Source organism: Pseudomonas sp. ef1 (genome assembly GCF_007293365.2).
GTDB classification, from domain to species: domain Bacteria; phylum Pseudomonadota; class Gammaproteobacteria; order Pseudomonadales; family Pseudomonadaceae; genus Aquipseudomonas; species Aquipseudomonas siliginis.
On the sequence record NZ_CM129815.1, the window covers coordinates 1,527,297 to 1,549,561 of the forward strand.

The window sequence follows — 22,265 nt, forward strand, 5'->3', positions numbered from 1 at the left end:
CTCGTAACATGCAGATCGCATTTTTTGAAGTTATTAGCATCTGTGTGAATTATTAAAGATGATGTTGAAAGTTTGCTTTTTCACAAAATGTCAAATGTCGCGGCTGTTTATATTTAAATTCGACGTTAATACTTTGCCGAACCCTTGAGGGGTGAAATATATTAATCGGCTGAGGTGTTATCAGATGTTTGATGAGCAAGTTGGTATTTCCCGTATCGAGGTAAAACTCGACGCCACAAATCATGGTCAGCACAAAGTGCTTTATGCCAACGGTCGCATGCAGGTGCGTGTATTGGTGCTTCTGCACGGCATCGATAACAATGGCGACGGCGTATCGCTGCATGGACATCCTGCATTGCCGTCATTGCGGCTGATTGCCTACAACGGTGCTCGGCCTCTGGAGGGAGACTGGAGTGTTTCGATTCAGGAAAATCGTTACGCTCACGAAATGTCGGGTGGGGCAACGCGCCTGACAGAAGTCCCGCGGGTCAGTGACAACCAGATAAGCAACGCCGCAGATCCGGTACAGATTTTCCAGTTCTGGGTCTCGGCTTCCCGACCTGGAATTATGGAAGTGGCTGCCGAGATCTCTTTGAATGGCGTGGTATTGCGAAGTAATGGGGTTGGTTTCGACAGCAGTGTTACGCTGGAGGCGATTCCTCCGAAAGAGTACTCGCTGAGCAGCTTTTCATTGAGCAAGTATGATGAGAAACGGCAGAGGGGTCGATACGATTCGATTCAGCATTATCATATTGCCCTGCGCGCTGAAGGCAGGCAGATTCACCTCCTTGACTGGTACAGCAGTGAGGTGAAACTTGATCCTTATGATTCCGAAGAGGCGGTGCAAGTCTATGTGTCCGGTAATATCCCCGGAATACAAGGTAGTCGCAAAGTTTTTTATGGCTATATGGCACCGATATATGGCGTGCAAGCAACATTCCGCAGTCCCCTAAGCTACGTTACCGTCCCTATCAATAAGGTGCCTGGGCAATTAACCCTTGTTCAGTATCTTTCCGCTGACCCGCAAGCAGCACGGGAAAATGAAAGCGCATTCGAGTTTGCCGTGTTCGATGAGTTCGGTACGGAGCACCGCCTTTGTATCGATGGTGATAAAGAGCGGCTCACTTTTATTCTGGATCAATCCAGGCGGTCAATGAAGCAGCTTAGCTGACTTCGTTGTGTGGTCGGCGCTTTTTGCTGGCCAGTTTTAACTGCTCAACCTAAGTCTGGAAATAAAAGGACGGTTTACCAATGGAAAGTAATTTCTCTCCCTCTGTTCATTCAAACGCTTTCAACTTTGGTGAATTTGTTTCAGGAGGCGTTGATCCCCGCACGGGCATGTACACCTGCGCATTTTCGCTTGGCAAGTTGCACTCGGCGGATCTCAATGGTCCGGAGCTTGCACTTTCAGTGGGCTTTAATCCGCTCAATCAGGCGGATAGTGGTTTCGGCGTTGGCTGGTCTTTGACACTGACCAATTATGACTTGCGCAGCAAAGTGATGACCTTGTCCAACGGTGAGCGCTACAAGGCTGTCGAGACGTCTACCGGCCTTAAGTTCAAGGAAATGAAACTGCAAACGGCGAAAGTGTCAGTCGCTGGAGCAGGGCGCTATGAAGTTCGATACAAGGATGGGCGGCGTGAACTGCTCAAAGTCCTGGCCGGCACTCAGGTCGCCGTCGCGGAAAAAATAATAGCGGCGAACGGTGTGAGCATTACGCTGAAGCATGAGTTGTTCAACCAGTTTCCCCGATTGGCCGAAGTCCGTGATGGCAAGCGCTGCCTGTTGAAAATCACCCGCGCGGCAGGTCAGGTGACGCTGTCCCGGCATCCCGACACTACTTCCAGTTCCAACTACAAGCTGATCTTGAAGAACTCTCGAGTGACGGCCATCGAGCTGCCGGTTGGTAAGGGTTGGGACCTTGAGTATGAAGTCATCGCTGGAGCCAGCTATGTTCATCGCATCGTCAATCCGCTGCGCGGGGTCGAAATCATTCGCTACAAGCGGCACGGCCACCGCTTCATCAGCGGTGTGGAACAGACACTGCCGTTTGTTATCGCTCACGATGTCTACCCTGGGCGCGGTCAGCCCCGACTGTGCAAGACCTACACGTACTCCGACCATAACTTCCTTGGGCAGGGCCTCCTTCCTGCCAAGGATAGTGACCTGGATCCTCTCTATCTGGCGCCCGGCCACTACGTCTACACCTCGGACGAGCACTTGCTGGTCAGCGGCAAAGTACATACCCGCATCAAACGCACCTACAACAAATTCCATCTGTTGGTGGCTGAGGTTACAACCTGTGGTGACGCCCAGATCGCCACCACCACGGAATATCACTGTTCCGTTACCAAGCCATTCAGTGAGCAGGTGGCTCAGTTCCGCATGCCTAAAGTCCACACGGTGACGTACCTCGATCGGCGTACTCAACAGCAGCGTGTGGAAACCACCGTCACCGAGTTCGATGACGAAGGTAACTTGCTCAAGCAGGTCGAGCCCACAGGGGTGACGACGACCACGGAATTTTATCCGGCCAGTGGTGGAGATAACTGCCCAGAGGATCCGCTGGGCTTTTCCAGATTCCCGAAAAAAAGGACGGTGACTGCTGCCGCATCCGATGGTGCTTCGACAGTCACCTACTACGACTACGCGCTGCATCCGGCGCTGGACGGTGCGGAACTGGCATCCGTGTTACCGGTCGAGGAGCGTTTTTGTGAAGTGTTGGAAGGCGTTGAGGTATTGCGTTCGAAAACCGCACGCAGTTATTTGAATACGCCCGGGGATCCACTCAAGCATGGAGCCACGAAAGAGCAAAGTGTCGTTCTGAATGATAAAAAAACCGCTATCGAATTTTCCTATGAGCTTGAGGGTGACTGTTTGCGAGTCAGGTCCAGCACGCGCGGATTTGACGGCACGCTGCAGACCAGTGAGAAAGTGCTGTCGACGCTGACCGGATTACAGGTCTCTGAAGTCGGTGTAGATGGCGAGCACATCGAGCATGAGTACGACGCAATCGGTCGGGCAGTGGGCAAAACGGTTGCTGGCGGCACCCCATATGCGGCCGTTACCCGGTGGACCTATCTGGCTGCCAGCAAACAGCATCCGGCGACAATGGTGACCACGGATCCTGCTGGCGGCGAGCAAAAAGTGACTTATGACGGGATGGAACGGGTGATCACTGTTCAGGAAAAGGACTGCGACCATCCCGACAAGGACGGTCTGATTCAGACACGCACGCTTTATTCTGCGCTGCATGATTCGGTCGGCCACAAGGTCAAAGTGACGCTGACTGATTGGCGTGATGGCAAGCCTTATCCGGTCAGCACCGGCTACGAATTCGATTCCTGGGGCCAGGTCAGCAAGACGCTGCACGATGATGGACGTATCGAACACAGCGAGGCGGACCCGGTTCTTCGCCGGCAGACCCATTGGCTCCAGGGGATGGGCAAGACGATCACCCTCGTCAATGATTTCGGTAAACCGCTGAGTGTCGAGAGCTTCAATCTGAAGAACAAAAGTCTCGGCAAAACTGTGTACACCTATGACGGCTACGGGCGCACAACCAGTCAGACAGACCCTGTCGGCAATACCAGCCGATATGAGTACGACGTTTTTGACCGGATAACCCGCAGTGTCCTGCCCGACGCCACTGCGGTCGTGACCGACTACGCCGGGCATAGTGATGAAGGTCTGCCGATCAACATCAAGGTCGCTGACAAAGTGTTGGGGCAGCAAACTTATGACGGTCTGGGTCGCTTGATCCGAAGTACCGTTGGCAGACGTAAGTCCGAGGCAGGTTATGAAGCGGGCTTCACCCAGCCGCAGTGGTACAGGAGTGCTGATGGCAAAAAAACCGAATTCACTTATTTGCGGGAACTGGGCGGCCTGCTGACTGAGCGCAAGGCAGGGGATCTGGTCACGACCATGACGTATGATCCCCTCAGTGGCAATCCCTTGACCTGTACCGAAAACGGCAGACAGCGCAGCTTTACCTATCACCCCTCCGGGCGTGTGAAAACCGAAACGACGACCCTCGGCGCTATCACCAAAGCAACCTCCAGTACCTGGTCCCTGCAGGGGCGACCGATCGCCCATGTCGATGTGCTCGGAGTCGAAAGCACATCCGAATACGATAAGCACGGCCGCCTGCTATCCACCTCTCAAGGCTCGCTTAAAACCGAATTCCACTACAACGCGCAGACGGGGATGCTGGACTGGACGAAAACCGAAGAAACGTCAATCAAGCGTCAAATGATCACCCGGTTTGCCTATGACGATATCGGGCGTGAAACCCGCCGTACTTTCGAGATTCAGGGTCAGCCAGACCAGACCCTGGAATCGACTTACACGCTGGCTGGCAAACTGGCGCAGAAAGTGTCCAGACGTGGCACTCAACTGTTACGTGATGAACAGTTCACCTACGATGTGCGCGGGCGCTTGATCCAGTACGACTGTGCCGGCACGCAAAAGCCGCGCGATCCGTATGGCAAGGAAATTGTCCGCCAGACATTCACCTTCGATGCATTGGATAACATCCTCACCGTGCAGACGAAGTTCCCGCTGGGGGTGAATCTGACCACCTTCAGTTACGACAATCCTGATCCTGCACAGCTCAGCGCCGTCAAACATTCCCACGTCGACTATCCCTCGGCAGTGACGCTGGAATACGACGCCAACGGCAGGATGATCAAGGACGACCAGGCGCGAACGCTGGCCTATGACGCGTTCGGACGTCTCGAGCAGTTGTCCAGCGCAGGGGGATCAGTGATTCGTGGCTACCATTACGACGGTTTCGACGATCTGGTGGAGCTGTCGCAACCCGAAAAAGCAATTGTGCAGCGTTACTACTACGCAGGCCGGGTTGCCAACGAGGTGAGTGGTGAAAGTTCAACCAGTGTTGTGCGTCACGGTGGAGCGCTCGTGGGGCAACAGCAATCGGGGTTGAACCCCGACGCGCAGCTATACGCCACCGATCAGCAGCAAAGTGTGCTGGCAGCGCTGGGCAAGGAGCAGCTCACCGATTGCGCCTACAGCCCATTTGGGCATCGTCCCGCCGAAGGTGGATTGTTCAGCGTGGCAGGGTTCAACGGCGAACAGCTGGATCCGGTTACCGGGCTGTATCTGCTGGGCAACGGTTACAGGGCTTATAGTCCGACACTGATGCGCTTTCTCGCCCCCGACAGCATGAGTCCGTTCGGCGCGGGCGGATTGAATGCGTACAGCTACTGCCTGGGCGACCCAGTCAATCGTGTCGACCCTACCGGGCATATCTCCTGGCAATCGATCCTGGGCATCGGCCTCAGTGTTCTCGGAATTGTTGCCAGCGTGGTGACGATGGGCGCGGCGACGCCATGGGCAGTGGCGGCATTGGGGCTGGCGGTTGCTTCAGGCCTGGCGGGTATTGCCAGCGAGGTGGTCAATGACCTCGCACCGGGTTCTCAAGCGGGCGAGATATTGGGCTGGATCAGTTTTGGTCTTGGGCTGGCTTCGGTGGGGGCAGGGCTGGCAGCTGGTGCCAAAGCGGGCATCAATGCTGGCAGGAAACTGGCTGGCGCCTTCAAGCAGGGCCTGAGTAGTAAAGGCTCCAAAGCAGCGGGTCAAGAGATGGCCCGAGGCATGATCAAGGGTAAGGGAAACAAGGCGGCGGCCAAGGCGAAGGCGAAGGCCAGCGCGGCCGTTCAGGAGGAGGCCGAGAAACCATGGTCACTCGTCAGGGTCGACCCCAAAAAGAACATCCTTGAGAAAGAGGGCCTTACCGGCTTGCTTGAAAAGGCCGAAACTTTCATGCAGCACATAGAGGCGGGTAACTCTCCGACGTCTTCTGCAGCGCTGATTCATGCCAAATACACGCCCATGCATGGTCCATCCGGCTCAGCATCAAAGCCGATGCATCTCTATCTGTCGCAAGGAGACCGAATATATATGACCGAAAACGCCAAGGAGCGGATCGCGGTCATCAACCAGCTGGGTGGTCATTTAAAGGAAAAAAAGTAAGTCGGAGCACGCAACGAAACGATACAAGGCGAAAGCAGGAGCACTCAAGGTCCGGCTACGATTTGAACAGTGCGCTTGCCGGTTTTGCGAGCGCGCGGTGGGCGTGCTGTTCCAGTGCCCACTCGACATGTTCCCTGACCAACTCTGACGGATAATCACGTCGCGCCTTCAACGCTTCCAGCACAGGAATCGTTGAAGGCGCATTCCCCAGCCCCACCGCCAGATTGCGTAACCAGCGCTCGTACCCGGCACGCCGCAACGGTGAACCTTCGGTGCTGCTCAAGAACTTTTCTTCATCCCACATGAACAGTTCAGCCAGCTCGGCATTATCGAGATTGTGCCGTGGTTTGAAATCGCTTTCTCCAGTCGGCCGGGCGAAGCGGTTCCATGGGCAGACGATCTGGCAGTCATCGCAGCCAAATACCCGATTGCCTATCAATGGCCGCAATTCTTCGGGAATCGCGGTTTTCAGCTCAATGGTCAAATAGGAAATGCAGCGCCGGGCGTCCAGCACGTACGGGCCGACAAAGGCGTTGGTCGGGCAGATATCCAGGCATGCGGTGCAACGCCCGCAATGTTCAGTGCTGTGCGGTTCGTCCACCGGTAGCGGCAGGTCGACGAACAGTTCGCTCAAGAAAAAATAACTGCCGGCCTTGCGGTTCAACACCAAGGTATTTTTACCGATCCAGCCCAGTCCAGCCTGTTCGGCGATGGCTTTTTCCAGCACCGGTGCGCTGTCGACAAACGCACGAAAGCCGAACGGGCCGATCTCCGCCTGGATCTTGTCGGCCAATTGTTGAACACGTTTACGGATCAATTTGTGGTAATCGCGGCCCAAGGCATAACGCGACACGTAAGCCTTTTCCGGCTCAGCCAGGCGTTTGGCCATTTCCGTATCGCCTGGCAAGTAGTCCATGCGCAGGGAAACCACGCGCAACGTGCCCGGCACCAGCTCTTCGGGATGCGAGCGTTTGCTGCCATGGGCGCCCATGTAGTCCATGTCGCCGTGGTAGCCGGCCTCGAGCCAGCGCTGCAGATGCTGCTCGTGTTCGGCCAGGTCCAGACCGCTGATGCCGACTTGCTGGAAGCCCAGCTCGCGGCCCCAATCCTTGATCGATTGGGCGAGGGCGGGCAGGTCTGTGGTGATGGCGGACATGAGGCGAGAGAAACCGGAGCTGAGGTGCGTATAATTCTGCCAGACATCGGAGCCCGAAGACGCATGCCGCAGACGAAAGATGAATTACCCGACGCGCTGTACCGCGCCGCGCAGGTGCGCGAACTCGACGCGCGGCTGATCGCCGCCGGCACGCCGGGCTTCGAATTGATGCAACGCGCCGCCCGCGCGACGTGGCGCGCACTGGTGCGCAAATGGCCGGGCGCGAACGAGCTGACCGTGCTCGCCGGCCATGGCAACAATGCCGGTGACGGTTATCTGGTGGCCGGGTTGGCGCTGCGGGCCGGCTGGACCGTGCGCGTTCTCGCCGTCGGCGATCCGCAACGTTTGCAGGGCGATGCCGCACTGGCCCATGCCGAATCCGTGGCCGCAGGTGTTGTGGTGCAAGGCTGGCAGGGGCAAAGCGAGCTGCGCGGTGTCGTCCTCGATGCCTTGCTCGGCACTGGCCTGAGCGGCGAAGTGCGTGAGCCCTATGCCTCGGCGATCAAGGCGATCAACGCCTGCGGCTTGCCGGTAGCGGCGGTCGATATTCCTTCCGGGCTGTGTGCCGATACCGGGTGTGAACTGGGTGTCTCGGTATGCGCCGATCTAACGGTGACTTTCATTGGTATGAAGGTCGGACTGTTGACCGGTGATGCTGCGGATCATATCGGTGAGCTGGTCTTCAGCGACCTGCAAGCCCCCGACGAAATTTTCAGTGACATTCCTGTCTGCGCTCAGCGCCTGAGCGCCGCTAATCTTCCAGCACTTGCGCCGCGCGCGCCGACCTCGCACAAGGGCCGCTTTGGCCACGTGTTGCTGATCGGCGGCGATCACGGGTTCGGCGGAGCGATTCTGCTCAGCACGGAAATGGCCTTGCGCGGCGGCGCGGGCATGGTTTCGCTGGCGACTCGCCCAGAGCATGTGCCGGCGGCGCTGACCCGGGTCCCGGAGGCGATGGCGCTCGGCACTTCGTCAGCCAATCAACTGATGGGGCTGCTGGAAAAGGTTTCGGTGCTGGTGGTCGGACCGGGTCTCGGTCAGGCCAGTTGGGGCCGTGCCCTGTTGTCGGCGGCCGCCAATGCTGCGTTGCCGCAAGTGTGGGACGCCGACGCGTTGAACCTGCTGGCCAGCGATTTTGTCCAGTTGCCCAAGGATTGCGTGATCACCCCGCATCCGGGTGAAGCGGCGCGCTTGCTTGGCATCAGTACCGCCGAAGTGCAGGCCGATCGCCCGGCCGCTGCTCTGGCGTTGAGCAAAAAGCATTCAGCGGTAGTGGTTCTGAAAGGGGCCGGCAGTCTGATCGCCCATCCCGATGGGCGTCTGGCCCTATGTCATCAGGGCCATCCGGCGATGGCCACGGGCGGGTTGGGGGATGTGCTGGCCGGTCTGACCGGCGCATTGCTGGCCCAGGACATGGACGCGTTCGATGCGGCATGCCTGGCCGTCTGGCTGCACGCCAACGCCGGCATGCAACAAGGCAAATTCGGCCGTGGGCTGGCGGCCAGTGATCTGATTCCAGCCATTCGTCAGTTGTTGGAGGAGCAAACACCGTGTCTGAAGTAACCCTGTACCTGGCCGATGAACAGGCGATGAGCGACTTTGGCGCACGAATCGCCCGCGTCACCCAGGGCCATGGCCTGATTTTTCTTGAAGGCAATCTGGGTATGGGCAAAACCACCCTGTCACGGGGCATCATTCGTGGGCTGGGGCATGTCGGCGCGGTAAAAAGTCCGACCTTCACATTGGTCGAGCCCTACGAGATCGGTGACGTTCGTGCCTTCCACTTCGATCTCTATCGCCTGGTCGATCCCGAGGAGCTGGAGTTTCTCGGCATCCGCGACTACTTCGAAGACGATGCCCTGTGCCTGATCGAATGGCCCGATAAAGGTGCAGGCTTTTTGCCAAAGCCTGACCTGACCATTACCATTAGCCCGCAAGACAGCGGGCGTTCGCTGAAAATTTTAGCCCAGGGCTCGCGTGGCGAGGCCTGGTGTGCCGCTTTGGCATTGGAATCCAATTAAATGATGGGGTTTGGTATGCGCTTTCGCGCGTTGGTGGCTGCCGCTGGACTGATGTTGATGGCAGTAACCGTCAACGCTGTGGCCGATTCAAAGGTCAACAGCGTGCGCCTGTGGCGGGCGCCGGACAACACGCGACTGGTCTTCGACCTCAGCGGGCCGGTGCAGCACAGCGTTTTCACCCTGACAGCCCCTGATCGGCTGGTGATCGACATCAACGGCGCCACCCTCGGCGCGCCGTTGAACGTGCAGACCGCGAACACGCCTATCACCGCGATGCGCTCAGCCCAGCGCACGCCGACCGACCTGCGGGTGGTCATCGACCTGAAAAAAGCCGTCACCCCGAAAAGCTTCTCGCTGGCGCCGAACGCGCAGTACGGCAACCGTCTGGTGGTCGATCTGTTCGACAACCCGGCCGATGCCGCGCCGCCGCCAGCCCCGACGCCATCGGTGGCGACCGTGCCGGCGGTGCCGGTGACTCCGACCGAACCGGCGATCAAGCTGCCGCCAGCCCCGGCTGGCAAGCGCGACATTATCGTCGTGATCGATGCCGGCCACGGAGGGGAAGACCCGGGCGCGTCCGGCTCGCGCGGCCAGCGTGAGAAAGACGTGGTGCTGCAGATCGCCCGCGAATTGCAGCGTCAGGTCAACGGCATGAAAGGCTTCCGCGCCGAGCTGACCCGTACCGGCGACTACTTCATTCCATTGCGCGGGCGTACCGAAATCGCCCGCAAGAAGGGCGCCGACCTGTTCGTCTCGATCCACGCCGACGCTGCGCCGTCCGCGGCCGCTTTCGGTGCTTCGGTGTTCGCCCTGTCCGATCGTGGCGCTACCTCCGAGACCGCCCGCTGGCTGGCCGACAGTGAAAACCGATCCGACCTGATCGGTGGTGCCGGCAACGTCAGCCTCGACGACAAGGACCGCATGCTCGCCGGCGTGTTGCTCGACCTGTCGATGACTGCGTCGCTGACCTCCAGCCTCAACGTCGGCCAGAAGGTGCTGACCAATATCGGTCGCGTTACGCCGCTGCACAAACAGCGTGTGGAACAAGCCGGGTTCATGGTGCTGAAGTCGCCGGACATCCCGTCGATCCTGGTCGAAACCGGCTTCATTTCCAACGCCAACGAAGCGAACAAGCTGTCCGCGTCGAGCCATCAGCAAGCGCTGGCCCGTTCGATCAGCAGCGGCGTGCGCCAGTTCTTCCAGCAGAATCCGCCGCCGGGCACCTACATCGCCTGGCTGCGTGATTCCGGCAAGATTGCCCAAGGCCCGCGCGACCACCGTGTCGGCCCGGGGGAAACCCTGGCGATGATCGGCGTGCGCTATCAGGTTTCGCCGGCCACCTTGCGCGCCGCCAACAATCTGAAAAGCGATGAGCTGAAAGTCGGTCAGCACCTGACCATTCCAGGCACCGAACTGGCGTCCAAAGAATGAACCAGGTAATGAACACGGCGCGCATCGAGCTGCTCAGCCCACGGCTGGCGAACCAGATCGCCGCTGGTGAGGTGGTTGAGCGGCCGGCTTCGGTGATCAAGGAGTTGCTGGAAAACAGCCTCGACTCTGGCGCCAAGCGTATTGACGTCGATGTCGAGCAGGGCGGCGTCAAGTTGCTGCGCGTGCGCGATGACGGCAGCGGTATTTCCGCCGATGACCTACCGCTGGCCTTGGCCCGTCATGCCACCAGCAAGATTCGCAACCTCGAAGACCTCGAACAAGTGATGAGCCTGGGTTTCCGTGGCGAGGCGCTGGCGTCGATCAGCTCCGTGGCGCGTCTGACCCTCACCTCGCGCACCCGCGATGCCGATCAGGCCTGGCAGGTCGAGACCGAAGGCCGGGATATGGCGCCGCGCGTGCAGCCGGCGGCGCATCCGGTCGGCACTTCGGTGGAAGTCCGCGACCTGTTCTTCAACACCCCGGCCCGGCGCAAATTTCTCAAGACCGAAAAAACCGAATTCGATCACCTGCAAGAAGTGATCAAGCGTCTGGCGCTGGCGCGCTTCGACGTGGCTTTTCATCTGCGCCACAACGGCAAGACCATCCTCAGCCTGCACGAGGCCCACGATGATGCGGCCCGCGCACGGCGTGTGGCGGCGATCTGCGGTTCGGGTTTTCTTGAGCAGGCGCTGCCGATCGAGATCGAACGCAATGGCTTGCACCTGTGGGGCTGGGTCGGTTTGCCAACCTTCAACCGTAGCCAGGCTGACTTGCAGTATTTCTTTGTGAACGGGCGGGCGGTGCGCGACAAACTGGTGGCCCACGCGGTACGCCAGGCTTATCGCGACGTGCTGTTCAATGGTCGGCACCCGACCTTCGCGCTGTTTTTCGAGGTCGATCCCGCAGCGGTAGACGTCAACGTGCACCCGACCAAACACGAAGTGCGTTTCCGTGACGGGCGCATGGTCCACGATTTCCTGTACGGCACGCTGCACCGTGCGCTGGGCGATGTGCGTCCGGAAGATCAATTGGCCGGCTCGGTCACCACGGCGATCGTTCGGCCGAGCGGGATCGAGGCTGGCGAGTTTGGCCCACAGGGCGAGATGCGTCTGGCCGCCAATGCGCTGCTGGAGCAGCCGCAGGCGCAACCGGCGTTCAACACGTCATCCGGCGCCAGCGCTGGCGGCGCTTATCAGTATCAATACACGCCGCGTCCGCAATCGGCGGTGCCTGCTGCCGAGGCGCAAGCCGCATACAAGGAATTTTTCGCGCCGCTGCCTGAAGCCAATGCCAGCGCACTGCCGACCGGTCAGGAAGATATTCCGCCGCTCGGCTATGCGCTGGCGCAGCTAAAAGGCATCTATATCTTGTCCGAAAACGCCCATGGCCTGGTGCTGGTCGACATGCATGCCGCCCACGAGCGGATCATGTACGAGCGCCTGAAAATCGCCATGGCCAGCGAAGGTCTCAGTGGCCAGCCGTTGCTGGTGCCGGAGTCGCTGGCGGTCAGTCAGCGCGAGGCCGATTGTGCTGAAGAACACGCCGCTTGGTTTCAGCGTCTTGGTTTTGAATTGCAGCGGCTGGGGCCGGAAACCCTGGCGATCCGGCAGATTCCCGCTTTGCTCAAGCAGGCCGAAGCCAATCGACTGGTCGGCGACGTGCTCTCTGACCTGATGGAATACGGCACCAGTGACCGTATCCAGGCGCACCTCAACGAACTGCTCGGCACCATGGCCTGCCACGGCGCGATCCGCGCCAACCGGCGTCTGGCCCTGCCGGAAATGAACGGTCTGCTGCGCGATATGGAAAACACCGAGCGCAGTGGTCAATGCAACCATGGCCGACCGACCTGGACCCAATTGGGCCTGGACGATCTGGACAAACTGTTCCTGCGCGGTCGCTGATGAGCCAGCTGCCTCCAGCGATTTTCCTGATGGGCCCGACCGCTGCGGGCAAGACCGATCTGGCCATCGAGCTGACCAAGGTGCTGCCGTGCGAGTTGATCAGTGTCGATTCGGCGCTGGTCTACCGCGGCATGGACATCGGCACGGCCAAACCTTCGAAAGAACTGCTCGCCGAATATCCGCACCGGCTGATCGACATTCTCGACCCCGCTGAAGCGTATTCCGCTGCCGATTTTCGTCGCGACGCGTTGCAGGCCATGGCCGAAATCACTGGGCGAGGAAAGATCCCGCTGCTGGTCGGCGGCACCATGCTCTATTACAAGGCTCTGGTCGAAGGTCTGGCGGACATGCCGGCAGCCGATCCCGAGGTCCGCGCGCAGATCGAGGAAGAAGCTGCACGCCTCGGCTGGCAAGCCCTGCACGATCAATTGGCGCAAATCGATCCGGTGTCGGCGGCGCGCATCCATCCCAATGATCCGCAACGCTTGAGTCGGGCACTGGAAGTGTATCGAGTCAGCGGGCAGAGCATGACCGCTCTGCGCGAGCAACAATCTGTGCAAAGTACTGAAGCAGCCGCTTCGGGACGGCAACAATTGCCCTATACTGTCGCGAGCCTGGCCATTGCTCCGGCGAATCGTCAGGTTCTGCACCAGCGAATTGAACAAAGATTCACAAATATGTTGGAACAGGGATTCATCGACGAGGTCGTAGCCCTGCGTAAAAGAAGTGACCTGCATTCCGGGTTGCCGTCTATACGTGCGGTAGGCTACCGCCAAGTCTGGGATTACCTGGACGGCAAGCTGACATTGGCCCAGATGCAGGAGCGGGGCATCATCGCCACGCGCCAATTGGCCAAACGCCAGTTTACCTGGCTGCGCAGCTGGGACGATTTGCACTGGCTGGACAGTCTTGATTGCGACAATCTGCCACGCGCCTTGAAATACCTTGGGACCATCTCCATATTGAGCTGAGTCCTTGCAATTGCCGTCTATCCTTGGGGGTGTGACGGCCGAAGCCATCTGAATTTACCTGTTTTTATTATTGAATCCTTAAAGGAGTGCGGCACATGTCAAAAGGGCATTCGCTACAAGACCCTTACCTGAACACTTTACGTAAAGAGAAAGTCGGGGTTTCCATCTATCTGGTCAACGGTATCAAGCTGCAAGGGACGATCGAGTCGTTCGACCAGTTCGTGATCCTGCTGAAAAACACCGTAAGCCAGATGGTCTACAAACACGCTATCTCGACCGTCGTGCCGGTTCGTCCAATTCGTCTGCCTAGCGCAACCGAAAACGAACAGGGCGATGCCGATGCAGCGCCGGGTAACGCCTGATAGGAGTCTCCTTTGTTCTTTGAGCGCCACGGTGGTGGTGAGCGAGTCATCCTCGTTCACTTGGATGGACAGGACCCTGAGGCGCGCGAAGATCCGCAGGAGTTTCAGGAGTTGGCAAATTCGGCTGGCGCCGAGACCGTCGCGTTTTTTAACGTGCCGCGTCATCGGCCAACCGCCAAATATCTGATCGGCAGCGGCAAGGTCGAGGAGCTGCGCGACCTGGTCAAGGCTGAAGAAGCCGATCTGGTGATTTTCAATCACATCCTCACGCCCAGTCAGGAACGCAACCTCGAACGTGTCTTCGAGTGTCGCGTGATCGACCGCACCGGGCTGATTCTCGATATTTTCGCCCAACGCGCACGCACCCATGAGGGCAAGCTGCAGGTCGAACTGGCCCAGCTTGACCACATGAGCACGCGGCTGGTTCGCGGCTGGACTCACCTTGAGCGTCAGGGTGGCGGTATCGGTATGCGCGGTCCGGGTGAAACCCAGCTGGAAACCGACCGCCGTCTGCTGCGGGTTCGCCTGCGCCAGATCAAGGGGCGGCTGGAGAAGGTGCGCAGTCAGCGCGAGCAGTCGCGCCGTGGCCGATCCCGTGCGGACATCCCTACCGTTTCGCTGGTGGGATACACCAACGCCGGCAAATCGACACTCTTCAACAACGTGACGAAATCCGAGGTGTACGCGGCCGATCAGTTGTTCGCCACGCTCGACCCGACCCTGCGCCGGCTGGAGCTTGACGACCTCGGTCCGATTGTCCTGGCCGACACGGTGGGTTTCATTCGTCACCTGCCGCACAAGCTGGTCGAGGCATTTCGGTCTACGCTCGAAGAGTCGAGCAATTCCGACCTGCTGTTGCACGTGATCGATGCGGCTGAACCGGATCGCATGTTGCAGATCGAGCAGGTGATGGTGGTGCTGGGCGAGATTGGTGCCCAGGACTTGCCGATCCTCGAGGTCTATAACAAACTCGATTTGCTTGAAGGCGTCGAGCCGCAGATCCAGCGCGATGCCGATGGCAAGCCGCAACGGGTCTGGCTCTCGGCGCGTGATGGCAGCGGTCTGGAATTGCTTGAACAGGCCATCGCCGAGTTGCTCGGCAGTGATCTGTTCGTCGGTACCTTGCGCTTGCCGCAACGATTCGCTCGGCTGCGTGCGCAGTTCTTCGAACTCGGGGCGGTGCAGAAAGAAGAATACGATGATGAAGGTGTCAGCCTGCTGGCCGTTCGTTTGCCCCGGATCGAGTTGAATCGATTGGTAAGCCGCGAAGGATTGCAGCCGATGGAATTCATCGAGCAACACACTTTGCAATAAAAGCCTGACAAAGCGGTTGTGCCGCAACGGCAGGCATTCTGTAGCATTGGTCGGCGCGCCGTGGGTGCGTCTTTGCTTTATCAGATGGAGAGCGCTATGGCTTGGAATGAGCCGGGTGGCAACTCGAATAATCAGGATCCCTGGGGTGGCAAGCGCCGCAATAACGGCGACCGCAAGGGACCACCGGATCTCGACGAGGCCTTCCGAAAGCTGCAGGAAAGCCTGAACGGGTTGTTCGGTGGTGGTAAGAAACGCGGTGATGACGGCGGCGGGTCGGGGCGCAGCAGTGGCGGCTTCGGCGGTCTGCTCGGCATCGGCCTGGTCGTGCTGGCGGCTGTGTGGCTGTACAGCGCGGTCTACGTGGTGGACGAGCAGGAGCAAGCCGTGGTGCTGCGCTTCGGCAAGTACTACGAGACTGTCGGCCCGGGCCTGAACATCTACTTCCCGCCGATCGACAAGAAGTACATGGAGAACGTGACGCGTGAGCGTGCGTACACCAAGCAGGGCCAGATGCTGACTGAAGACGAGAACATCGTCGAAGTGCCGCTGACCGTGCAGTACAAGATCAGCAACCTGCAGGACTTCGTGCTGAACGTCGATCAGCCGGAAATCAGTCTGCAGCACGCGACCGAAAGTGCACTGCGTCACGTGGTCGGTTCCACCGCCATGGACCAGGTGCTGACCGAAGGTCGTGAATTGATGGCCAGCGAAATCAAGGAGCGTCTGCAACGTTTCCTCGATACCTATCGCACCGGTATCACTGTCACTCAGGTCAACGTACAGAGCGCAGCGGCACCGCGTGAAGTGCAGGAAGCCTTCGATGACGTGATCCGCGCCCGTGAAGACGAGCAGCGTTCGCGCAACCAGGCTGAAACCTACGCCAACGGCGTTGTGCCGGAAGCCCGTGGTCAGGCCCAGCGCATCATCGAAGATGCCAACGGTTACCGCGACGAGACGATCTCGCGCGCCAAGGGTGAGGCCGATCGTTTCACCAAACTGGTCGCCGAGTATCGCAAGGCACCTGAAGTCACCCGCGAGCGTCTGTACCTGGACACCATGCAGGAAGTCTTCAGCAATACCAGCAAGGTACTCGTGACCGGCAACAAGAACGGCCAGAGCAATCTGCTTTACCTGCCGTTGGACAAAATGATCCAGAACAGCTCGGGCAACGCACCGGTGACCGGTTCGGCCGCCAGCAACAACACGGACGTCACGCCGCATGTCACTGACGTGCCGCAGACGCGTACAAGGGAGACCCGCTGATGAGCAATAAATCGCTGATCGCCCTGATCGTTGGCGTCGTTGTGGTACTGGTGGGCTGGAATTGCTTCTACATCGTCGCTCAGACCGAGCGCGCGGTGCTGCTGCAATTCGGTCGTGTGGTTCAGGCGGATGTCCAGCCAGGTCTGCATGTGAAAGTGCCTTACGTCAACCAGGTGCGCAAATTCGATGCGCGTCTGCTGACGCTGGATGCGCCGACGCAGCGCTTCCTGACCCTGGAAAAGAAAGCCGTGATGGTCGATGCCTACGCCAAGTGGCGGGTGAAAGATGCCGAGCGCTTCTACACCGCGACTTCGGGTCTGAAGCAGATCGCCGACGAACGTCTGTCCCGTCGTCTGGAGTCCGGTCTGCGTGACCAGTTCGGCAAGCGCACCCTGCACGAAGTGGTGTCGGGTGAGCGTGATGCGCTGATGGCTGACATCACTGCATCGCTGAACAAGATGGCGGAAAAAGAGCTGGGTATCGAAGTGGTTGATGTCCGGGTCAAGGCCATTGATCTGCCGAAGGAAGTGAACCGCAGTGTGTTCGAGCGGATGAGCACCGAGCGTGAGCGTGAAGCTCGCGAGCACCGCGCCAAGGGTAACGAGCTGGCCGAAGGCATCCGTGCCGACGCCGATCGTCAACGCCGCGTGCTGCTGGCTGAAGCCTATCGTGAATCCGAAGAGGTTCGCGGTGACGGTGACGCCCAGGCTGCTGCGATCTACTCCAAGGCCTACGGTCAGGATCAGGAGTTCTACGGTTTCTATCGTAGCCTGCGTGCCTACCGTGAAAGCTTCGCGAACAAATCCGACGTCCTGGTCCTCGACCCAAGCAGCGACTTCTTCCGTTACCTGGAAAAAGCCAAACCTTGATACGACGTTGACCTGAATCATTCCGCCCGGCGGCTAAAACCTCGGGCGGGGTGATCCTTTCGGAAAACGTGTGTATGATGCGGCAGCCGGGAAATTCCCGGCTTTTTTGCGTCTGCACGTTTGATTGCTGTTTTTGTTGCAGGCATCGGGTTTGAATAGCCCGAGCGTTTTTCGAGGAAAGTGATGGGCGAAGCCGCCAGCCGGCCTTTCGCTGCGTCGTTCATGCGCGTGCGTTTTGAACGCTCCGGTCATTTTCTGCTTCACTCAAGGCTCGCCTAGTGCTGGCCGCCCGGATCAAAGGGGAATGGCGTAATGGCAACGGTAGACCGCTGGCTGCTGCCAGATGGCATCGAAGAAGTACTGCCACCGGAGGCGGCGCGCATTGAAGTCGCGCGTCGTCAGGTGTTGGATCTGTTCCAGAGCTGGGGTTACGAGTTTGTCGTGACTCCCCATATCGAGTACCTGGAATCCCTGCTGACCGGCGCGGGCCAGGACCTGGATCTGCGTACCTTCAAGGTCATCGACCCGCAATCGGGCCGGCAGATGGGTTTCCGTGCCGACATCACACCGCAGGTCGCGCGTATCGATGCGCACACCCTGCGCCGCGAAGGCCCGAGCCGTCTGTGCTACGCAGGCAGTGTCCTGCACGCCCAGCCGCGTGCATTGTCGTCCTCGCGCAGCCCGATCCAGCTTGGCGCCGAGCTGTACGGCGACGCCAGCCCGAGCAGCGACGTCGAAGTCATCAGCCTGATGCTGGCCATGCTGCAACTGGCCGATGTGCCGGACGTGCACATGGACCTCGGCCATGTCGGCATCTATCGTGGTCTGGCTCGCGCCGCCGGTCTATCCGGTGAAGTCGAGCAGCAGTTGTTCGATGCCCTGCAGCGCAAGGCCATCGATGAAGTGATTACCCTGACCGAAGGCCTGCCGACGGATCTGTCGGGCATGCTGCGCGCACTGGTTGATCTGTGCGGCGGCCGTGAAGTGTTGAGCGCTGCCCGCGAGCGTCTGGCCAATGCCCCGGCGCCAGTGCTGGCGGCGCTGGAAGACCTGCTGGCGATCGCCGAGCGTCTTTCCGTGCGCTTCCCGCAGTTGCCACTGTATTTCGACCTCGGCGAGTTGCGCGGCTACCACTACCACACCGGTGTGGTGTTCGCGGTGTTCGTGCCGGGCGTTGGCCAGTCCATCGCTCAGGGCGGTCGTTACGATGACATCGGCGCTGACTTCGGCCGCGCGCGTCCGGCGACCGGTTTCTCTACCGATTTGAAAACCCTGGTGACCCTGGGGCGTGCTGAGATCGAGCTACCGTCTGGCGGTATCTGGATGCCTGACAGTACGGATGCGGCACTCTGGCAGCAGGTTTGCCAGTTGCGCAGTGAGGGTCAGCGTGTCGTTCAGGCCTTGCCTGGACAACCTTTGGCCGCCGCCCGTGATGCGGACTGCGACCGGCAATTGATTCAGCAGAACGGGCTTTGGCAAGTATCGCCACTGGCTTCTTGAGTTTTCCTGCCGGCCATCGCCGGCACCAAGTTTGCGCGAATGAGGACAAGTGTTATGGGTAAGAATGTCGTAGTCCTGGGCACCCAGTGGGGTGATGAGGGCAAAGGCAAGATCGTTGATCTGCTGACCGAACATGCTGCCGCCGTAGTGCGCTACCAGGGTGGCCACAACGCGGGTCACACGCTGGTGATCGACGGCGAGAAAACCGTCTTGCACCTGATTCCGTCGGGCGTGCTGCGCGAAGGCGTGCAATGCCTGATCGGCAACGGCGTGGTGGTTGCACCTGACGCCCTGCTGCGCGAGATCACCAAGCTGGAAGAGAAAGGCGTGCCGGTGCGCGAGCGCCTGCGTATCAGCCCGTCCTGCCCGCTGATCCTGTCCTTCCACGTCGCGCTGGACCAGGCCCGTGAAAAGGCCCGTGGCGAGCTGAAGATCGGTACCACCGGTCGCGGCATCGGCCCGGCTTACGAAGACAAGGTTGCCCGTCGTGGCCTGCGTGTCGGCGACCTGCTGAACATGCCACGCTTCGAAGACAAGCTGCGTGAACTGGTGGATTACCACAACTTCATGCTGGTCGGTTACTACAAAGAGCCAGCCATCGAATTCGAAAAGACCCTGGCCGAGTGCAAGGAATACGCTGAGCTGCTCAAGCCGCTGATGCTCGACGTGACTGCCGAGCTGCACGATCTGCGTCGTGCCGGCAAGGACATCATGTTCGAAGGCGCGCAAGGTTCGTTGCTCGACATCGACCACGGCACCTACCCGTACGTGACCAGCTCCAACACCACTGCGGGTGGCGTGGCGACCGGTTCGGGCGTTGGTCCGATGTTCCTCGACTACATCCTGGGCATCACCAAGGCTTACACCACTCGCGTCGGTTCCGGTCCGTTCCCGACCGAGCTGTTTGACGAAGTCGGTGCACACCTGGCCAAGCAGGGTCACGAGTTCGGCGCTACCACCGGCCGTGCCCGTCGCTGCGGCTGGTTTGACGCCGTCATCCTGCGTCGCGCTATCGATGTGAACAGCATCTCGGGCATCTGCCTGACCAAGCTGGACGTACTCGACGGTCTGGAAACCATCAACATCTGCGTCGGCTACAAAGACGCGCAAGGCAATGCTGTTGCCCCGACCGATGCTGACAGCTACGTAGGCCTGCAGCCTGTGTACGAAGAAGTGCCAGGCTGGAGCGAATCGACCGTGGGTGCAAAAACCCTGGAAGAGCTGCCTGCCAATGCTCGTGCCTACATCAAACGCGTTGAAGAGTTGATCGGCGCGCCGATCGACATTATTTCGACGGGCCCGGACCGCAACGAAACCATCGTTCTGCGTCATCCGTTTGCTTGATAAGTCGTTGATGTAAAAAACAAAGGCCCCTTAATCGGGGCCTTTGTCGTTTATGCCTGTTGGACGGCATGACCTTTGCTGTGAATCTGTCTACAAGAGTGCCATCAAATTAATGGCGTCAGAAGTAGAGGGATTTAAAGTGTCAGCCGTTCTCTCACTGTTACAAAGCCGTTTGTTGCGGCCGGTGTTCGTTACCCTTGGTATCGCCCTTTTGGTGCAGGTGTTGGTGGCGGTTGCCCTGACGCGGAGCACGGTCACCGCGCTGGAAGCCGATCTGGCCGTGCGCCTGGGTGCCGACAGCCAGAAGCTCTCCGGTGAGCTGGAGCAGGCCGGGCGTGAAGTCACTTCAAGTCTTGATGCGCTGTCAGCCAGTACTCGTCAGCGCCTGACGGTCGGCCTGTCCGCGCGTCTGAAAGAAGAGCAGGCGCAGCTGCGAGCGACGCTGGAAAAGGACCTGAAGGATTCGGCCAACGACATGGCGCAGTTGCTTGCATCCGTAGCGCCGCGTGCCATGTGGGACAGCGACGTGCCGACGCTCTCGGAGTTCGCTCGTCGCGCCCAGCGCAATCCCAACGTGTTGTTCGTGGTGTATGACGACGCCACCGGCCAGCATCTGACCCGTTATCTCAATCGTGAAAACCCGATCAACAAGGCCTTGCTGGAAAAAGGTCAGGGTGAGCGTGCGCTGGATAAAGTGCTGGATGCGGCGAAGAACGATCCCTCAGTCTATTACCTCGAAGCCTCGATCAATCCCAACGGCGTGGAAATCGGCAAAGTGCTGATGGGTGTGTCCACGGCCTCGGTGGAAACCGATCTGGCCGAGCTCGACAAGCGCTTCCTGGCGCTGATTGCCAGCAGCGATCAACTGGTCGGCGACAGCCTCAAAGGCGCAGCGGCGGACAGCGCCAAAGCGATGCAGGCGCGCCTGCAATCGGCGCAAGCCACCGCTGGTGAAATGAAAGCCAACACCGCACAAACCGTTCAGGAAGCTGCCGCCACTCTTCGCTGGCGCATTGGCCTTGGCCTGGCGCTGGTCGGTTGCGGCGTGCTGCTGTTGCTGGCCGTGGTGCTCGGTCATCGTGTGGTCAATCGTCTGAAAATGCTCAATGCGGCGATGGACGATCTGGCAGCGGGCGAGGGCGATCTGACCAAGCGTGTGCAGATCAACAGCAAGGATGAAATCGGCGACATGGCCTCAGCGGTCAATCGCTTTGTGGATAAATTGCAGCCGATCGTGCGCGAGGCGGGCGATGTCGCGCAGCGCACTGGCGTGGAAATTGGCGCGATGACTTTGCGCAACGCTGGCGCCGATGCCGCTGCCGGAATGCAGCGCGATGAAGTGGCGGAAAGCCTGCGCGCGCTGTCGCAAATGGCAGACGAGGCGCAGTCGGAAAGTCAGGCGATGCAGGCGGCGCTCAAGCAGGTTGTCGATATTCGTCAGGCCACCGATGAGAACACCCGGACTTCGGCGAAAGTTGGCAGCCTGATCGAAGCACTGGCCGGGCAGGTCGATACCGGGGCGAAGGTTATCGAGCGACTGGCGCAGCAGAGCGAGCAGATCGAGGTGGTGCTGACGGTGATTCACGGCATCGCCGAACAGACCAACCTGCTGGCATTGAACGCTGCGATCGAGGCGGCGCGGGCCGGTGAAACCGGGCGTGGGTTTGCCGTGGTGGCGGATGAAGTGCGTGCACTGGCGAGCAAAACACAGAGCTCGACGGGCGATATTCAAGCGCACATCGTCGCTCTGCAGCAGGGCGCACGTGAGGCAGTCGAGGCGATTGGCCAGGCCGGACGGCAGGCCAGCGAAGGTTTGCTGGTCTTGCGCGACAGTGCGCGCTTGCAGCAATCGGTGCAGGCTTCGGTCGAGCAGGTGCATGCGGCGATCGGTCTGGCGACGCAAGCAGCAGCGCATCAGGCGCAGGGTGCACAGGCAGTGCGTGGGCGCGTCGAAACGATTCATGCACAGGCCGAGAAAGCGGCTCAGGCAGTGGTGGAAACCACGGCCAGTGGCAAGGTGCTGGATGGTCTGGCGGCGCAGTTGAAGGCTAGCCTGGGGCAGTTTCGCGCTTGATGTTATCCGGGCTGGCCTCTTCGCGTGCAGGCTCGCTCCCACAGGGAAACTCAATCCATTGT

The 22,265-nt window shown here is 59.5% G+C and carries 16 protein-coding genes; 14 read left to right on the top strand and 2 right to left on the bottom strand.

Going from position 1 to position 22,265, the window contains the following annotated elements; all coding sequences use genetic code 11:
- Positions 1 to 184: 184 nt before the first annotated feature.
- Both FEE99_RS07030 and FEE99_RS07035 read left to right on the top strand, forming a co-directional pair.
- On the top strand, positions 185 to 1,171 hold the full coding sequence (locus tag FEE99_RS07030; protein ID WP_041480734.1) for a hypothetical protein: 987 nt from the start codon (positions 185 to 187) through the stop codon (positions 1,169 to 1,171).
- 80 nt (positions 1,172 to 1,251) lie between these two features.
- Positions 1,252 to 5,994: an RHS repeat domain-containing protein gene (locus FEE99_RS07035; RefSeq protein ID WP_081932652.1), complete on the top strand. Its 4,743-nt coding sequence runs from the start codon at positions 1,252 to 1,254 to the stop codon at positions 5,992 to 5,994.
- Between the two features lie 55 nt (positions 5,995 to 6,049).
- On the opposite strand, the gene queG is transcribed toward FEE99_RS07035, so the two are convergent.
- Entirely contained in the window at positions 6,050 to 7,150 is a 1,101-nt protein-coding gene (gene queG / locus FEE99_RS07040; protein WP_041480733.1) for a tRNA epoxyqueuosine(34) reductase QueG, read from the bottom strand.
- Between the two features lie 63 nt (positions 7,151 to 7,213).
- On the opposite strand from queG, the gene FEE99_RS07045 reads away from it, so the two are divergent.
- From FEE99_RS07045 to hflC, 9 genes are all read left to right on the top strand, one after another.
- On the top strand, positions 7,214 to 8,713 hold the full coding sequence (locus tag FEE99_RS07045; RefSeq protein WP_041480732.1) for a bifunctional ADP-dependent NAD(P)H-hydrate dehydratase/NAD(P)H-hydrate epimerase: 1,500 nt from the start codon (positions 7,214 to 7,216) through the stop codon (positions 8,711 to 8,713).
- The gene (tsaE, locus tag FEE99_RS07050) at positions 8,701 to 9,171 is read left to right on the top strand and encodes a tRNA (adenosine(37)-N6)-threonylcarbamoyltransferase complex ATPase subunit type 1 TsaE (protein ID WP_041480731.1); all 471 of its coding nucleotides are present in this window, start codon (positions 8,701 to 8,703) and stop codon (positions 9,169 to 9,171) included. Before FEE99_RS07045 ends, tsaE begins: the two co-directional genes overlap by 13 nt.
- A 51-nt stretch (positions 9,172 to 9,222) precedes the next feature.
- Entirely contained in the window at positions 9,223 to 10,602 is a 1,380-nt protein-coding gene (locus tag FEE99_RS07055) for an N-acetylmuramoyl-L-alanine amidase (RefSeq protein ID WP_370593506.1), read from the top strand.
- Positions 10,599 to 12,506: a DNA mismatch repair endonuclease MutL gene (gene mutL, locus FEE99_RS07060; protein ID WP_041480730.1), complete on the top strand. Its 1,908-nt coding sequence runs from the start codon at positions 10,599 to 10,601 to the stop codon at positions 12,504 to 12,506. Before FEE99_RS07055 ends, mutL begins: the two co-directional genes overlap by 4 nt.
- Positions 12,506 to 13,477 carry a tRNA (adenosine(37)-N6)-dimethylallyltransferase MiaA gene (gene miaA / locus FEE99_RS07065; RefSeq protein ID WP_041480729.1) on the top strand — a complete coding sequence of 324 codons (972 nt, stop codon included), beginning with the start codon at positions 12,506 to 12,508 and terminating at the stop codon, positions 13,475 to 13,477. Before mutL ends, miaA begins: the two co-directional genes overlap by 1 nt.
- Positions 13,478 to 13,572: 95 nt before the next feature.
- The gene (gene hfq, locus FEE99_RS07070; protein WP_016771947.1) at positions 13,573 to 13,839 is read left to right on the top strand and encodes an RNA chaperone Hfq; all 267 of its coding nucleotides are present in this window, start codon (positions 13,573 to 13,575) and stop codon (positions 13,837 to 13,839) included.
- A gap of 12 nt (positions 13,840 to 13,851) precedes the next feature.
- Entirely contained in the window at positions 13,852 to 15,153 is a 1,302-nt protein-coding gene (hflX, locus tag FEE99_RS07075) for a ribosome rescue GTPase HflX (protein ID WP_041480728.1), read from the top strand.
- 96 nt (positions 15,154 to 15,249) lie between these two features.
- Entirely contained in the window at positions 15,250 to 16,416 is a 1,167-nt protein-coding gene (gene hflK / locus FEE99_RS07080) for an FtsH protease activity modulator HflK (RefSeq protein ID WP_024011368.1), read from the top strand.
- A complete protein-coding gene (gene hflC, locus FEE99_RS07085) occupies positions 16,416 to 17,285 on the top strand; it encodes a protease modulator HflC (RefSeq protein ID WP_016771945.1) in 870 nt (289 codons plus the stop codon). The genes hflK and hflC overlap by 1 nt, the downstream gene beginning before the upstream one ends.
- A 17-nt stretch (positions 17,286 to 17,302) precedes the next feature.
- Here hflC and FEE99_RS07090 read toward each other — a convergent pair whose 3' ends face one another.
- Positions 17,303 to 17,509, bottom strand: a complete 207-nt coding sequence (locus tag FEE99_RS07090) for a hypothetical protein (protein WP_143497950.1) — start codon at positions 17,507 to 17,509, stop codon at positions 17,303 to 17,305.
- An 88-nt stretch (positions 17,510 to 17,597) separates the two neighbouring features.
- Between FEE99_RS07090 and FEE99_RS07095 the strand changes: the two genes are divergently transcribed.
- The 3 genes from FEE99_RS07095 (at position 17,598) to FEE99_RS07105 (ending at position 22,203) form a co-directional block, all read left to right on the top strand.
- Positions 17,598 to 18,785, top strand: a complete 1,188-nt coding sequence (locus FEE99_RS07095) for an ATP phosphoribosyltransferase regulatory subunit (protein WP_041480727.1) — start codon at positions 17,598 to 17,600, stop codon at positions 18,783 to 18,785.
- Positions 18,786 to 18,839: 54 nt separating this feature from the next.
- On the top strand, positions 18,840 to 20,129 hold the full coding sequence (locus FEE99_RS07100; protein WP_016771943.1) for an adenylosuccinate synthase: 1,290 nt from the start codon (positions 18,840 to 18,842) through the stop codon (positions 20,127 to 20,129).
- Positions 20,130 to 20,268: 139 nt separating this feature from the next.
- On the top strand, positions 20,269 to 22,203 hold the full coding sequence (locus FEE99_RS07105) for a methyl-accepting chemotaxis protein (RefSeq protein ID WP_041480726.1): 1,935 nt from the start codon (positions 20,269 to 20,271) through the stop codon (positions 22,201 to 22,203).
- The last annotated feature ends 62 nt before the right edge of the window (positions 22,204 to 22,265 follow it).